At 75.6% G+C, this 13293-nt stretch carries 14 protein-coding genes, 1 tRNA gene and 1 riboswitch; of the genes, 11 read left to right on the plus strand and 4 right to left on the minus strand.

What is annotated here, in order from left to right; translation table 11 throughout:
- The first annotated feature begins 170 nt into the window (after nt 1-170).
- Complete coding sequence (locus tag JD78_RS20835) at nt 171-374, plus strand: hypothetical protein (RefSeq protein ID WP_166521375.1); 204 nt, start codon at nt 171-173, stop codon at nt 372-374.
- Nucleotides 375-383: 9 nt separating this feature from the next.
- On the opposite strand, the gene JD78_RS20840 is transcribed toward JD78_RS20835, so the two are convergent.
- Nucleotides 384-1253, minus strand: coding sequence for an NAD(P)-dependent oxidoreductase (locus JD78_RS20840; RefSeq protein WP_153362315.1), 870 nt, complete (start codon nt 1251-1253; stop codon nt 384-386).
- Nucleotides 1254-1361: 108 nt separating this feature from the next.
- Here JD78_RS20840 and JD78_RS20845 point away from each other — a divergent pair.
- Both JD78_RS20845 and JD78_RS20850 read left to right on the plus strand, forming a co-directional pair.
- A tRNA-Thr gene (locus tag JD78_RS20845) sits at nt 1362-1433 on the plus strand.
- 85 nt (nt 1434-1518) lie between these two features.
- Nucleotides 1519-1728, plus strand: coding sequence for a dodecin (locus JD78_RS20850; RefSeq protein ID WP_153362314.1), 210 nt, complete (start codon nt 1519-1521; stop codon nt 1726-1728).
- 21 nt (nt 1729-1749) lie between these two features.
- On the opposite strand, the gene JD78_RS20855 is transcribed toward JD78_RS20850, so the two are convergent.
- A complete protein-coding gene (locus JD78_RS20855; RefSeq protein ID WP_208104173.1) occupies nt 1750-2160 on the minus strand; it encodes a Rieske (2Fe-2S) protein in 411 nt (136 codons plus the stop codon).
- Nucleotides 2161-2198: 38 nt separating this feature from the next.
- Complete coding sequence (locus JD78_RS20860; protein WP_166521376.1) at nt 2199-2597, minus strand: DUF5313 family protein; 399 nt, start codon at nt 2595-2597, stop codon at nt 2199-2201.
- Nucleotides 2598-2738: 141 nt separating this feature from the next.
- Between JD78_RS20860 and JD78_RS20865 the strand changes: the two genes are divergently transcribed.
- From JD78_RS20865 to JD78_RS20890, 6 genes are all read left to right on the plus strand, one after another.
- Nucleotides 2739-3515 (plus strand): DeoR/GlpR family DNA-binding transcription regulator, encoded by a 777-nt coding sequence (locus JD78_RS20865; RefSeq protein WP_243731100.1) that lies wholly within the window; start codon nt 2739-2741, stop codon nt 3513-3515.
- A gap of 81 nt (nt 3516-3596) precedes the next feature.
- Entirely contained in the window at nt 3597-4511 is a 915-nt protein-coding gene (gene rarD, locus JD78_RS20870; protein WP_153362312.1) for an EamA family transporter RarD, read from the plus strand.
- A gap of 125 nt (nt 4512-4636) precedes the next feature.
- Nucleotides 4637-4966 carry a DUF3263 domain-containing protein gene (locus JD78_RS20875; protein ID WP_153362311.1) on the plus strand — a complete coding sequence of 110 codons (330 nt, stop codon included), beginning with the start codon at nt 4637-4639 and terminating at the stop codon, nt 4964-4966.
- Between the two features lie 194 nt (nt 4967-5160).
- Nucleotides 5161-6498 carry a LytR C-terminal domain-containing protein gene (locus JD78_RS20880; RefSeq protein WP_166521377.1) on the plus strand — a complete coding sequence of 446 codons (1338 nt, stop codon included), beginning with the start codon at nt 5161-5163 and terminating at the stop codon, nt 6496-6498.
- A 118-nt stretch (nt 6499-6616) separates the two neighbouring features.
- Nucleotides 6617-9493, plus strand: coding sequence for an alpha/beta fold hydrolase (locus tag JD78_RS20885; RefSeq protein ID WP_243731101.1), 2877 nt, complete (start codon nt 6617-6619; stop codon nt 9491-9493).
- Complete coding sequence (locus JD78_RS20890; RefSeq protein ID WP_153362424.1) at nt 9490-10365, plus strand: ABC transporter permease; 876 nt, start codon at nt 9490-9492, stop codon at nt 10363-10365. Before JD78_RS20885 ends, JD78_RS20890 begins: the two co-directional genes overlap by 4 nt.
- Here the strand turns inward: JD78_RS20890 and JD78_RS20895 are convergent.
- Nucleotides 10362-11183 carry an HAD family hydrolase gene (locus JD78_RS20895; protein WP_166521379.1) on the minus strand — a complete coding sequence of 274 codons (822 nt, stop codon included), beginning with the start codon at nt 11181-11183 and terminating at the stop codon, nt 10362-10364. The genes JD78_RS20890 and JD78_RS20895 overlap by 4 nt on opposite strands.
- Nucleotides 11184-11242: 59 nt before the next feature.
- Nucleotides 11243-11368: riboswitch (SAM riboswitch) on the plus strand.
- A gap of 12 nt (nt 11369-11380) precedes the next feature.
- Between JD78_RS20895 and thrC the strand changes: the two genes are divergently transcribed.
- Together thrC and JD78_RS20905 are read left to right on the plus strand one after the other, a co-directional pair.
- On the plus strand, nt 11381-12682 hold the full coding sequence (gene thrC, locus JD78_RS20900; RefSeq protein WP_166521380.1) for a threonine synthase: 1302 nt from the start codon (nt 11381-11383) through the stop codon (nt 12680-12682).
- Nucleotides 12683-12869: 187 nt separating this feature from the next.
- On the plus strand, nt 12870-13070 hold the full coding sequence (locus JD78_RS20905; protein WP_153362423.1) for a cold-shock protein: 201 nt from the start codon (nt 12870-12872) through the stop codon (nt 13068-13070).
- Nucleotides 13071-13293: the final 223 nt, after the last annotated feature.

The raw sequence follows: 13293 nt of genomic DNA on the forward strand, positions 1-13293 counted from the left end.
CCGGTGGCTGCTCACCTCGGGCCGGCGGGGCCGGGCCGGCAGTCGGCAGCGCGCGGGACGACGGGGCTCGCCGGCGTCGTCCCGCTCTCGTCCGGGGGTCCCGGGGGCGGGTCGACCGGTCCGGGGCCTGGGCGGGCGCGCTGAGCGTGCCGGAGCTGGGCCGGGAGTGGGTGCGTACCTCCGCGGCCCTGGGGCAGGTGCGCGAGCCGCGCGCCCGGCAGGAGCTGGTCCGGCGCCGGCAGGAGGCGCTGGACGAGCTGGAGCGCCGCGACCCGGCCGGGTTCGCCCGCTGGCTGGCCGAGGGGGCGACCGCCGACAGCGACCCGGCGGTCTACGTCTCCGGCGACCCGGCCGCCGGCTCCGACGCGGCCTGAGGGCCCCGGTCAGTCGCCGTCCGGCGCGAACCCCTCGATCAGCGCGCTGAGGTCGACCGCGCCGGGGTCGGGCAGCCGCTCGATCGCCCGCTCCATGACCGCCACCGCCGCGGCGTCGAACAGGTCGGGGACGCCCGCCAGCTGCAGCGCCGAGCGGATCAGCCGCGCGTCCTTGGTGGCGCCGGTCAGCCCGAAGCTGACCGGGTGCTCACCGGCGAGCATGTTGCCGGCCTTGAGCTTCGCGTACGGGGTGTCCATCGGGCCGCCGTCGACGGCGTCGAGGAACAGCTGCGGGTCGACGCCGAGCCCGCGGGCCAGCGCGACCGACTGGGCGGTGCCGACGCTGATGGACACCAGCCAGGCGTTGCAGGCCATCTTCAGCCGACTGCCCGCACCGGCCTCGCCCGCCCACACGGTCCTGCGCCCCATCGCGTCCAGCAGCGGGGCCAGCGGCTCCCGCTGCTCGTCCGGGCCCGAGGCGAGCATGACCAGCTGGCCCTGCTCGGCGGGCTGCCGGGTGCCCAGCACCGGGCAGTCGACGAGCACCAGCCCGAGCTCCTCGGCGACCTCGGCGATCCGGTCGGCGCCCGCGACGCCCACCGTGGAGCACTGCAGCCAGACCGTGCCGGCCGGCGCCTGGGCCTGCCGGACCACCTCGATCGCCGCGTCGGCGTCGAAGAGCATGGTGAGCACGACGTCGGCCCCGGCGACCGCCTCGGCGGGGGAGTCGAAGGCCTGCGCGCCGGTGCCGGTCAGCGCCCGGGCCTTGTCCCCGTTCCGGTTCCACATGCGCACCGGCACCTCCGCCCGGCGCAGCGACTGCACCATCCCCGCGCCCATCACGCCCGTACCGAGGACCGCCACCACCGGGTTCGTCATGGCCCGATCCTCTCCCCGGCCCGGCCGGACCGGCAGCGCGGGTGCCCGGGGGAGCAGGGGTGGCCGGTAACCTCGACGCCGGCCTCGCCCCGCGGCGACGCCTGCCTCGCCCCATTAGCTCAGTGGTAGAGCACCCGCCTTGTAAGCGGAAGGTCGTCCGTTCAATCCGGACATGGGGCTCCCCTCCCGCTCGCGGGGCGCCCGTCCGCGTGCCAGGGTCGGTGCGACCGCTGCCACCCGGGCAGCACCCCGCGAGGAGTCCGTCGTGAGCGACCACGTGTACCGGCTGAGCGAGATCGTCGGCAGCTCCACCACCAGCGTCGACGACGCCATCCGCACCGCGGTGCGGAAGGCCGCCGAGACGGTGCGCCACATCGAGTGGTTCCAGACCCAGGAGATCCGCGGCCAGGTCGTCGACGGCGACGTCGCCTACTTCCAGGTGACCATGAAGATCGGCTTCCGCGTCGAGGACTGAGGTCCGGGCGCGGGCCGCCGCTCAGCCCAGGACGACGTCCTCGCCGGACACCCGCACCGCCACCGGGGCGAGCGGCTCGGTGGCCGGCCCGGCCAGCGCCTCCCCGGTGAACGGGTCGAACTCCGAGCCGTGGCAGGGGCAGGCCAGCCGGTCGCCCTCGGCCGGCCGGACGGCGCAGCCCTGGTGCGTGCAGGCCGCGTCGAAGGCGACGACGACGTCGTCCGCCGGCCGGCTCAGCACCACCCGCTGCCCGTCCACCGACAGCTCGTAGCTGCCGCCGACCGGCACCTCGCCGAGCGCCACCAGCCGGCTGCCCGCGGCGGCGCCGGCGACCTCGGGGACTCCCGGGCCGGCGCAGGCGGTCAGCGCGGCGGCGCCGAGACCAGCGCCGCCGGCGACGAAGAGGGCGCGGCGGGAGAAGCAGGAGTGCACGCCGGACATCCTCCCCGGGCCGGTCGTGGGGTCCTCGCTCAGTCGAAGCTGCCGGCGCCACCGGACCGGTAGCGGGCCCGGCGTTCGACCCGCTCCCGCTCGACCCGCTCACCGCGCACCCGCGCCGTCGTGCCCGGCGCCCACCCGGCCTTGACCGCCCGGTGCTCGGTCGTCTCGGTCATGTAGGCGACGGCGAACATGCCCCCGATCACCAGCCCGCCGACCGCGGCGGTGACCCGGATGCCCAGGGGCACGGGCGGCACGATCAGGCACAGCACGAGCACCGGCGCGAGCTGGACCAGGGCCCGGACCAGGTGGCGGACCACCCAGCCGGGCCCGGTGGTGTCGGCCAGCACCCAGTCGGACAGGTGCGGCGGGAGCCCGCCGCCGTAGGCGTACCAGAGCCACTGGGCTGGGTTCGGGCGTCCCGCGGGCACGCGCCCACGGTAGGCCGGACCCGGCTCGGGGACGACCCGGGCGCCGCGGTACCGGAACCGGGAGGCGTGCCCGTTCGGGTTCCGAGTGAGCTTGACTCGACCCGCATGGGGCCGTAGGCACGATCTGCGCACAAGCGCCGGGTGAGGGAGGTCGCGATGTACGCCCAGGAGCGGCAGGAGCACATCCTGCGGGCGGCGCGCACGATCGGCCGCGTCGAGGTCGCCGAGCTGGCCGTGCAGCTCGACGTCGCCCCCGAGACGATCCGCAAGGACCTCACCGCGCTCGAACGGGGCGGCGTCCTCCGGCGCGTGCACGGCGGCGCGATCCCGGTGGAACGGCTGGGCTTCGAACCAGCGGTCGCCGCCCGCGACGTCGTCCTCACCGCGGAGAAGGAGCGGATCGCCAAGGCGGCCATCGCCGAGATCCCCGAGGACGGCGCGGTCCTCATCGACGCCGGCACCACCACCGCCCGGGTGGCCGACCTGATGCCCGGTGACCGCGAGCTGACCATCGTCACCAACGCGCTGCAGCTGGCCGGCAAGCTGGCCGCCTACCCCAACCTGAACGTCCTGCTCATCGGCGGGCGGGTGCGCAGCCGCACCCTCGCGTCGGTCGACGCGTGGGCGCAGCAGGCGCTGGCCGGCCTCTACGTCGACGTCTGCCTGCTGGCCACCAACGGCGTCTCGGTCGAGCGCGGCCTGACCACGCCCGACCCCACCGAGGCCGCGGTGAAGGCGGCGATGATCTCCGCCGCCCGCCGGGTCGTGCTGCTCGCCGACCACAGCAAGGTCGGCCACGACCACCTCGCCCGCTTCGGCGACCTCGAGGACGTCGACCTGCTGATCACCGACACCGGCCTCGACGAGCGCACCGCCGCGGAGCTCGCCGCCGCCGGACCCCGGGTGGTGCGGGTGTGAGCACCGTCCACCCACGGGTGGGCAGCGGGTCCTGATCGCGCCGCGGGCGGGCTCGCGGCGGCCCCGGCGTACGGTGCGCCGGTGGACGAACGCCGGGTCGGTGTGCTCGCCGGCCTCGGCGCCTACTGCCTGTGGGGCGTCTTCCCGCTGTACTTCCCGCTGCTGGAACCCGCCGGCGGGCTGGAGATCGTCGCCCACCGGGTCGCCTGGTCGCTGTTGTTCATCGGCCTGCTGCTGAGCGTGCGCCGCGGCTGGGGGCAGGTGCGGCGCGTCGTCGGCGACCGGCGGGCCCTGCTGGTGCTGGCCGTCGCCGCGCTGCTGATCGCGGTCAACTGGCTGGTGTACGTCTACGCCGTCAACTCCGGGCACGTGGTCGAGGCGTCGCTGGGCTACTTCATCAACCCGCTGGTCAGCGTCGTGCTGGGGGTGCTGGTCTTCCGGGAGCGGCTGCGCCGGCTGCAGTGGGTCGCCGTCGGCATCGCCGTGGTGGCGGTGGTGGTGCTCACCGTCGACTACGGGCACCCGCCGTGGATCGCGCTGGCGCTGGCGGCCAGCTTCGGTCTCTACGGCCTGATGAAGAAGGTGGTGCGGGTCGAGGCGGCGCCCGGGCTGTTCGTCGAGACGGCCGTGGTGTTCCTCCCGGCGCTGGCGGTGATGGGCTTCCTGGAGTCCGACGGGCAGGCCGCCTTCGGCCACGCCGGGGCCGGCCACGCCCTCCTGCTGGTGAGCTCCGGGCTGGCCACCGCCGTCCCGCTGCTGCTGTTCGCCGCCGCGACCCGGCGGGTGCCGCTGTCGACGGTCGGCCTGCTGCAGTACGTCACCCCGCTCATGCAGCTGTCGATCGGCGTCTTCGTCTACGCCGAGCCGATGCCGCCGGCCCGGTTGGCCGGGTTCGCCGTCGTCTGGGTGGCGCTGGCCGTCTTCTCCGCGGACACCCTGCGGGCCGCCCGCGCGGCGCGGCGCACGTCCGCCGAGCCGATGCCCGCCGGCCTCTGACCGGACGCGCCGGCACCTCCCGGCGCGCGCCGTGGGCTCCGCGGAACTGTCGGTGCCCGGCGCTAGCGTCGACGTCGATCGACCACCGGCGCCTCCGGGCGCCCGACTCCCCGGAGGCTGCACCGATGAGCACCGAGACCGCGTCCGCCGTCCCCCCGGCACCCACCGAGGTCGACGCCCGGGCGGGTGCGGGAGCGGGGGCGTCCGGTCTGACCGAGCGGGACCGCGAGGTGCTGGCCTTCGAGCGGCACTGGTGGCGCTACGCCGGGGCGAAGGAGGCCGCCATCCGCGAGCAGTTCGGCCTCTCGGCGACCCGGTACTACCAGGTGCTCAACGCGCTGGTCGACCGTCCGGAGGCGCTGGCCGCCGATCCGCTCCTGGTACGCCGGTTGCGCAGGATGCGTGCGGTGCGACAGCGCGCCCGTCACGGCGATGTCCTGGGCACCGAGGGCTGAGCCGTCTAGCCTCGTTCACTGTGGGGAGGCATGCGGCGCCAGGCGGTCACGGCAACCAACCGGAGACCGATGTCGCCCTGAGTCGCCGTCGCGCCGACGCGCGACGCGACTCCGCTGAACGCCCCGACGGCCCCGCCCGGTTCGACGCCCGGCGCGGACCGGGCGATCAGTCGGTGCCGAGCACCGACGGTGCCATGACCATGCCCCGGCAGAGCCGGGCCGAGCGACGCCGCGAGGGGCAGCTGCCCTCGGCCGAGGAGACCGCGGTGCGGCGCCCGCCGGCCCGCCCGGCCCCCGCGGCGCCGGTGGCCACCGGTCGACGGCGCAGCGACGCCATCCCGTCGGTCCAGACCGGACCGGCCACCGCGGTCGGTGGTGCCCCCGTGGTCGCCGGCCGCCCGGGCGTCCCGCCCACCCGCCGTGAGGCGCCTGCACCCGCCACCACTCAGGTCGCTGCCCCGCCGCCCGCCGCCTCCGGCCGGGCGTCCGCGCCGGTCCCGGCGGACGCCACCCCGCGGGTGGACGAGGGTGCACCCTCGGGCCGACCCGCGGCAGCCCCCGCGCCCGCCGACGCCACCCAGCGGGTCGACGCCGGCCGGCCCTCCCGCCGGCCCGCGGCCGGGCCGCCGGCCCAGGACGTCACCCAGCGGGTCTCCGGCGCCGCGCCGGCCGGTTCCGCCTGGGGCGCGACGTCCGCAGCGGCGCCCCCGGCGATGGCCCCGACGGCGGCCCCGGCACCCGCCGGGCCGGCCGGCGCGCCCGCTGCACCCGCGCGCCGGGCACCCGAGCCCGAGCCGGCCGGGATGGACCGGCTCACCGAGTCCCGCCGGCGCCGTGAGGCGCTGGAGGAGACCGGGGCCTCCGTGCCCGTACCCGAGGTCACGGGCACCTCCGGCGGGCGGGCGGCCCAGCGCGCCGAACGCCAGGCCGCCGACGCCGCGCGCCGCAAGGCCGAGAAGGTCGCCGGCGCGACCCGGGTCCCGGTCGAGACGAGCTCCGACAGGACCGGCGGCGCCGCTCGCCGGCTGCCCCGGCACATGGCGATGGGCGCGCTCGCCGTCGTCCTGGTCGCGCTCACCGTCCTCGGGGTCTGGTCCTTCACCTCACCGGAGACCCGGGAGACGTCCGCACAGTCGCCGGCGCCCAGTTCCGCGCCCCCCACCAGCGCGTCCGCGACGCCGGAGACGACGCCGGCGCAGGAGGTCGTCACCTCGCCCGTGGCCCCGCCCGGGCCGGTGCGCGCCCCGATCACCGTGCTCAACAGCACGAACATCAACGGCCTGGCCGGCGACCTCGGCGAGCAGTTCTCCGGCGGCGGCTGGGAGGTCATCGGCACCGACGCCTACCCGGGCTCGGACATCGCCGCGAGCACCGTCTACTTCACCGCCGGTGACCCGGTGCAGGAGGAGGCGGCCAGCCAGCTCATCGAGCAGTTCCCCGAGCTCACCGGCCCGGCCGCGCGCTTCTTCGAGGTCCCCGGTCAGCCGGCGCCCGGCCTGGTCGTCGTCGCCACCGGCAACTGGCGCCCCTGAGACACCCCGCGGGGAAACCCCGGGCGGCCGGAACCACTCGGGCCGCTCACGCGTTGCCGCCCACGTGCGCTCCGCTCCCGGGCCGGCGCGCCCCGGCCCGCGCTCCGGCGCGCGGCCGGTGGCGACCGCCCTCCCCACCGCTCTCCTCGTCGTCCTGCTGACCCTCGGCGCGGTGGTCGCCGTGCTGGCCGCCGGCGCCGGTCGCCCCGCGCGCGCGGCGGAGGACGTGCGCACCGAGGACGCCCGGATCGCCTCCGGCAGCGGGGCCGACGCCGTCGAGCTGGACACCACGCTCTACCTGCCGGCCTCGGCCACCGCCGAGGACCCCGCGCCGGCGGTGCTGCTGGCCCACGGCTTCGGCGGCAGCAAGCAGTCCGTCGCCGACGACGCCCGCGACCTCGCCGGCCGCGGGTACGTCGTGCTCGCCTGGTCCGCCCGCGGGTTCGGCGCCAGCACCGGGCAGATCGGCCTGGACGACCCGCGGTACGAGGTCGCCGACGTCAGCACCCTCCTCGACCGGCTGGCCGAGCGCGACGACGTGCTCCTGGACGGCCCCGGCGACCCCCGGGCGGGGGTGGCCGGCGCCTCCTACGGCGGGGCGCTCAGCCTGCTGGCCGCCGCCTACGACCAGCGGGTCGACGCGATCGCCCCGCAGATCACCTGGAACTCGCTGACCACCGCGCTCTTCCCGGACGACCAGGGCATCCTCGAGGACGCCGGCACACCCGCACCCACCCCGCGGACCGACGACGCCGGCGTCTTCAAGCGCCTGTGGGCCGGCCTCTTCTTCGGCATGGGCTCTGCTCCCAGCGGCCAGGCACCCACCGGTGACGGCCCGCCCGCCGGGAACGGGGCCCCGGGCGAGCAGGCCGGTGGGCCGGCCGGCGCCGACCCCTCCTCCGCCGACCCCTCCTCCGTCGACCCCTCCTCCGTCGACCAGGCCGCCGTCGCCCAGGCGCTCACCTGCGGCCGCTTCCGGCCCGAGATCTGCGCGGCCTACCAGGACGCCGCCAGCACCGGCACGCTCACGCCCGAGGTCGCCGCCGTCCTGGAGCGCAGCAGCCCGGCGGGCGTGCTCGACCGGATCACCGCGCCGACCCTGCTGATCCAGGGCACGCAGGACTCGCTGTTCGGCCTCGGCGAGGCCGACGCCAACGCCCGCGGCATCGCCGCCACCGGCACCCCGGTGCAGGTGGTCTGGTACGACGGCGGCCACGATGCCGGCGCCTCGGACCGGGTCACCGCCGACCTGCGCGACCAGGTGGCCGGCTGGTTCGACGCGCACCTGCGGAACGGCACCGTCGACCCCGTCGGCTTCCGGTACCCGGCGCCCACCGGGCTGGGCGGCGGCGTCGGCCGGGTGCAGGGTGGCTCCCGCGTCGTCGAGGCCGACGAGTACCCCGGGCTGGACGGCGACCCGGTCGCCCGGCTCGGTGTCGCGCTCGACGGGGGCACCCAGCCGGTGGTCACCCCGGCCGGGGGCAGCCCGGCGGCGCTCACCACGGTGCCCGGCCTGGGCGGCATCGGTGCCGCGCTCAGCGGCGGCACGCTCGAGGTGCCCGGTCAGTTCGCCGCCTTCGCCAGCCCCGAGCTCGACGAGGCGGTCGAGGTGGTCGGCGCCCCCCAGGTGCGCATCGCCGTCTCCTCGCCCACCGGCGAGGCCACGCTCTTCGCCAAGCTGTACGACGTCGGCCCCGACGGCACCACCACGCTGCCCGCCGGGCTGGTCTCGCCGCTCGCGCTGTCCGACGTGTCGACCGACCCGGCCACGCCCACGGAGGTGGCGGTCACCCTGCCCGGGATCGTGCACCGGTTCGAGGCCGGTCACACGATGCGCGTCGTCGTCTCCTCCACCGACCAGGGGTACGCGCTGCCGGCCGACGCCGCGGTGTACACCGTCGGCCTGGCCGACGGCGCGGAGCTGGCGGTGCCCGAGGTGGCCGGGGAGGTGCAGGCCACGGCCGGCACCGCCCGCTGGTGGGTGCTGCTCGGCGTGGTCGTCGCCCTCGGCCTGCTCGGCTGGCTCGTCGCGGTCCTGTGGGGCCGCCGCCGGCGCCGCGCGGACACCCCCGCCGCCGACGGCGAGGACGTCCCGCTCCGGTTCACCGGCGTGACCAAGGCCTACAAGGACGGCTTCGTCGCCGTCCGGGACCTCTCCTTCGAGGTGCGCCGCGGTCAGGTGCTGGGCCTGCTGGGCCCCAACGGCGCGGGCAAGACCACCTCGCTGCGGATGCTGATGGGCCTGATCCGGCCCACCGAGGGGCGGATCGAGGTGTTCGGCCACGACGCCGGCCCCGGCGCCCCGGTGCTGTCCCGGCTGGGCTCCTTCGTCGAGGGCACCGGGCTGCAGCCGCACCTGTCCGGCCGCGACAACCTGACCCTGTACTGGGCGGCCACCGGCCGGCCGGTGGCCGACGCGCACATGGACGAGGCGATCGAGGTCGCCGGTCTGGGCGCCGCGCTGGACAAGCCGGTGCGCAGCTACAGCCAGGGCATGCGCCAGCGGGTGGCGATCGCCCAGGCGATGCTCGGCCTGCCCGACCTGCTGGTGCTCGACGAGCCGACCAACGGGCTGGACCCGCCGCAGATCCACGCCATGCGCGACGTGCTGCGCTCCTACGCCGCGACCGGCCGCACGGTCATCGTCTCCAGCCACCTGCTGGCGGAGATCGAGCAGACCTGCAGCCACGTCGTCGTCATGGCGAAGGGGCGGAAGATCGTGCAGGGCACCGTCGAGGAGATCGTCGGCACCGGCGGGTCGGTGCTGATCGGCCTCGCCGACGACGCCGACGCCGAGCGCGCCGCGGAGGTGCTGGCCGGCCTGGCCGGTGCCGGGCCGGTCGAGCGGACCGACGAGGGCCTGGTGGTCGACCTCGGGCCGACCAGCCGCGCGGCCGCGCTGACCGCGCTGGTGCAGGCCGGCGTCGCGGTCGACCAGCTCACGCCGCGCCGCCGGCTGGAGGACGCGTTCCTGTCACTGGTGGGGGAGTCATGAGCAGCGCGACGGACACGAGGAGCTCGACGGGTGCGGCGCCGGGGTACCGGCCGGGGCGCACCCTGCGGCTCGGGGTGGAGCTGCGCCGCCAGTTCAAGCGCCGCCGCACCCTGGGCGTCGTCGCCCTGATGGCCGCCCTGCCGCTGATCCTGATCGGCGCGCTGCAGCTGGGCGGCACCGAGGAGGCGGCGGAGAACACCCGGGTCAACCTGGTCGACGTCGCCTCGGCCAGCGGGCTGAACCTGACGCTGTTCGTGCTGTTCGCGACCACCGGGTTCTTCCTGGTGGTGGTGTTCGCGCTCTTCTTCGGTGACACGGTGGCCAGCGAGGCGTCCTGGGGGTCGCTGCGGTACGCGCTGGCGACGCCGGTCCCGCGGATGCGGCTGCTCCGCCAGAAGTGGCTGGCCGCGCTGGTGCTGTCGGTGGGCTCGATGCTGCTGCTGGTCGTCGTGGCGGTGGTCGCCGGGGGGATCGCCTTCGGCTTCGGCGACGTGCAGACCCCGATCGGGGTCGCGCTGGACCAGGGGACGGCGTACCTACGGCTGGCCGGGATGCTCGGCTACCTGACCGTGCACCTGCTGGTCGTCGGGTCGCTGGCGTTCTGGCTGTCGACGGCGACCGACGCCCCGCTGGCCGCGGTCGGTGGGTCGGTGTTCACCACGATCGTCTTCGCCGTGCTGGAGCAGGTGGAGCAGCTCGGGGCAATCCGCGACTGGTTCCCCACCGCGTTCAACTACGCCTGGACCGACCTGCTGCAGACCCCGGTCGACTCCGGTGACCTGTTCCGCGGCGTCGTCCAGGGGCTGGTCTGGTCGGCCGTCTTCACCGCGCTGGCCTTCCGCCACTTCGCCCGCAAGGACGTCACCAGCTAGAGGCTGGCGAGCACCGCCTGGGCCCAGCCCTCGCCCATGGGGGCGTCGGTGACCGAGACGTTGGGCAGCGCGGCCAGCCGCTCGCCCATCCCGTCCACCGCGGCCCCGTTGGCCGTCACCCACAGCCTGCCGACGGCGGGGGCCATCTCCAGGTCGCTGACGCTGTCGCCGACGGCCACCGCGTCGTCGGCGGTGAGCCCGCGGCGGGCCAGGTCCCAGGTGATCGCCGCGCCCTTGGAGATGCCGCGGGGCATCAGGTGGTAGACGTGCGGCGGCAGCGCCGCCTCGTCCAGCCGCATCCGCGGGGCCGCGGGCACGGCCCCGTTGTCGTTCATCGTCAGCCAGCCCCAGCCGCGCTCGGCCAGCCACGCGTCGACGACGGCGGTGTCGACCCGGCCGCGCAGCAGGGCGTCGGCAGCGTGGGTGGTGTGCCAGGGCTCGTGCCACTCCAGCCGGCCGGGGTGCTCGGCGAGCAGCGCGTCGACGACGCCGAGCTCGGCGAGCACGTCCATCGGCGTCCGGCCGGCGTGCTCCGCGGGCAGCTCCCCGGCGAGGAGGTGGCTCTCCCGGCCGCCGGCCCAGCTGACCAGCGAGCCCAGCTCGGCGATGGCGCCGTCGGCGGCGAAGATGCGGGCGGCCTCCAGCAGCTGGGCCTGCGTCCGGCCGGAGACGAGGACCAGCGAGACCCCGGCGCGGTGCAGCTCCAGCAGCGCGCCGGCGGGGGAGGCGGTCAGGTCACGACCCGCGGTGTGCCAGAACGACCCCCGCGGGCCGACCATCGTGCCGTCCAGGTCGGTGTAGACGATGCGCGCTGCCACCGGCTCATCCTGGCGGTCCCGCCGTCCCCGCCGCCGCCCGGGTAGAGTCACCGGCGTTCCACTCATCCAGAGGGGCAGAGGGACACGGCCCGATGAAGCCCCGGCAACCGCTCGCCGCACTCGCGGCGAGGAGGTGCCAATTCCGTCCCGCGCGGCTCGACGGCCCGCCGCGGGGAAGATGAGGAGGTAGTCGTCGCATGACACTGACCGCTCCCGGCTCTCTGCAGGCCGACTCGTCGGCGGGTGGGCACATCGCCCCCAACCCCGCCAAGGGCCTGGTCTGCCGCAACTGCGGCGCCACGTTCGGGCTGATCGCCGAGCACGCCTGTGCCGAGTGCTTCGGCCCGCTCGAGGTCGACTACGACAAGGACCTGCTCGCCGCGGTCACCCGTGAGCAGATCGAGGCCGGCCCGCAGAACATCTGGCGCTACGCCGCGCTGCTGCCGGTCGGGCAGGACCCGGCGTCCCGGGTCACCCTCGACCCGGGGATGACGCCGCTGGTCCGCGCCGACCGGCTGGCCGCCGAGCTCGGCATCACCGGTGGGCTCTGGGTGAAGGACGACTCGGCCAACCCCACCCACTCGTTCAAGGACCGCGTGGTCAGCCTCGCCGCCACCGCCGCGAAGGGCTTCGGCTACACGAAGATCGCCTGCGCCTCCACCGGCAACCTGGCCAACTCCGTCGCCGCGCACGCGGCCCGCACGGGCTGGCCCTCGTTCGTCTTCATCCCCAGCGACCTGGAGCCGGGGAAGGTCGTCCAGTCGGCCGTCTACGGCCAGGCGCTGGTCTCCGTCGACGGCTCCTACGACGACGTCAACCGGCTGACCAGCGAGCTCGCCGAGACCGACGAGTTCGAGGACGCCGCCTTCGTCAACCAGAACGTCCGGCCCTACTACGCCGAGGGCTCCAAGACGATGGGCTACGAGATCGCCGAGCAGCTGGGCTGGCGGATCCCGGCCCAGGTCGTGATCCCGATGGCGTCGGGTTCGCTGCTGACCAAGGTCGACAAGGCCTGGCGGGAGCTGGTCGCGGCCGGCATCGTCGAGGACACCGGCTGGAAGGTCTTCGGCGCCCAGTCCGCCGGCTGCGACCCGATCGCCACCGCCTTCGACAACGGCTGGGACGTCGTCAAGCCGGTCAAGCCGACCGGCATCGCCAAGTCGCTGAACATCGGCAACCCCGCCGACGGCCCGTACGCGCTCGACGCCATCCGGCGCACCGGCGGCTCGGTCGGCCGGGTGGGCGACGAGGAGATCGTGCAGGGCATCCGGGACCTGGCCCGGACCACCGGCGTCTTCGCCGAGACCGCGGGCGGGGTGACGACGGCGGTGCTGCGCCGGCTGGTGGAGCAGGGGCTGCTCGACCCGGCGCAGGAGACCGTCGTGCTCAACACCGGGGAGGGGCTGAAGACCCTCGACCCGCTGCTGCCGGTGGTCGGCCCCTCGCACCGGGTGCAGCCGTCGTTGAAGTCGCTGCGCGAGGCCGGCCTCATCTCCTGAGACGGGCCGTCACCGAAGCGTTACCACACGCCGTTCCGGCCGGTGCGACGGACCGGTGACCTGCACGCTTCTGTCCTGTACCGTTCCGCGCGGTTCGAGTTCCACGTTCGTGTCCGCGGGCGGAAGAGCGAGACCCGACCCCCCGGACGCAGGGGGGTTGACCGCACGCACGAACGTGGGAGCACACGTGGCAGAAGGCACCGTGAAGTGGTTCAACGCCGAGAAGGGCTTCGGCTTCATCGCCGTCGACGGCGGCCAGGACGTCTTCGTCCACTACTCGGCGATCCAGATGGACGGCTACAAGAGCCTCGACGAGGGCCAGCGGGTCTCCTTCGAGGTCGTCCAGGGGGAGAAGGGCCCGCAGGCCGACGCGGTCCGCAGCGCCTGATCCACCCGGCACCCGAGGCCCGGTCCCCCCACGGGGGGACCGGGCCTCGCTCGTTCCCGGGTGGCCCGGGAACAGTGCGCGGACGACCCCCGTTCTTGCACTCGCACAGGTCGAGTGCCAGACTCCTGATTGGCACTCACGCCTGTCGAGTGCCAACCAGGTCGGGAACGGTGAGGCACCGGCGGTGGGCCGTAGGAGCGTCCACGTGCTGGTGTCGTCCGTC

This window comes from Modestobacter roseus, from assembly GCF_007994135.1.
GTDB classification, from domain to species: Bacteria; Actinomycetota; Actinomycetes; order Mycobacteriales; family Geodermatophilaceae; genus Modestobacter; species Modestobacter roseus.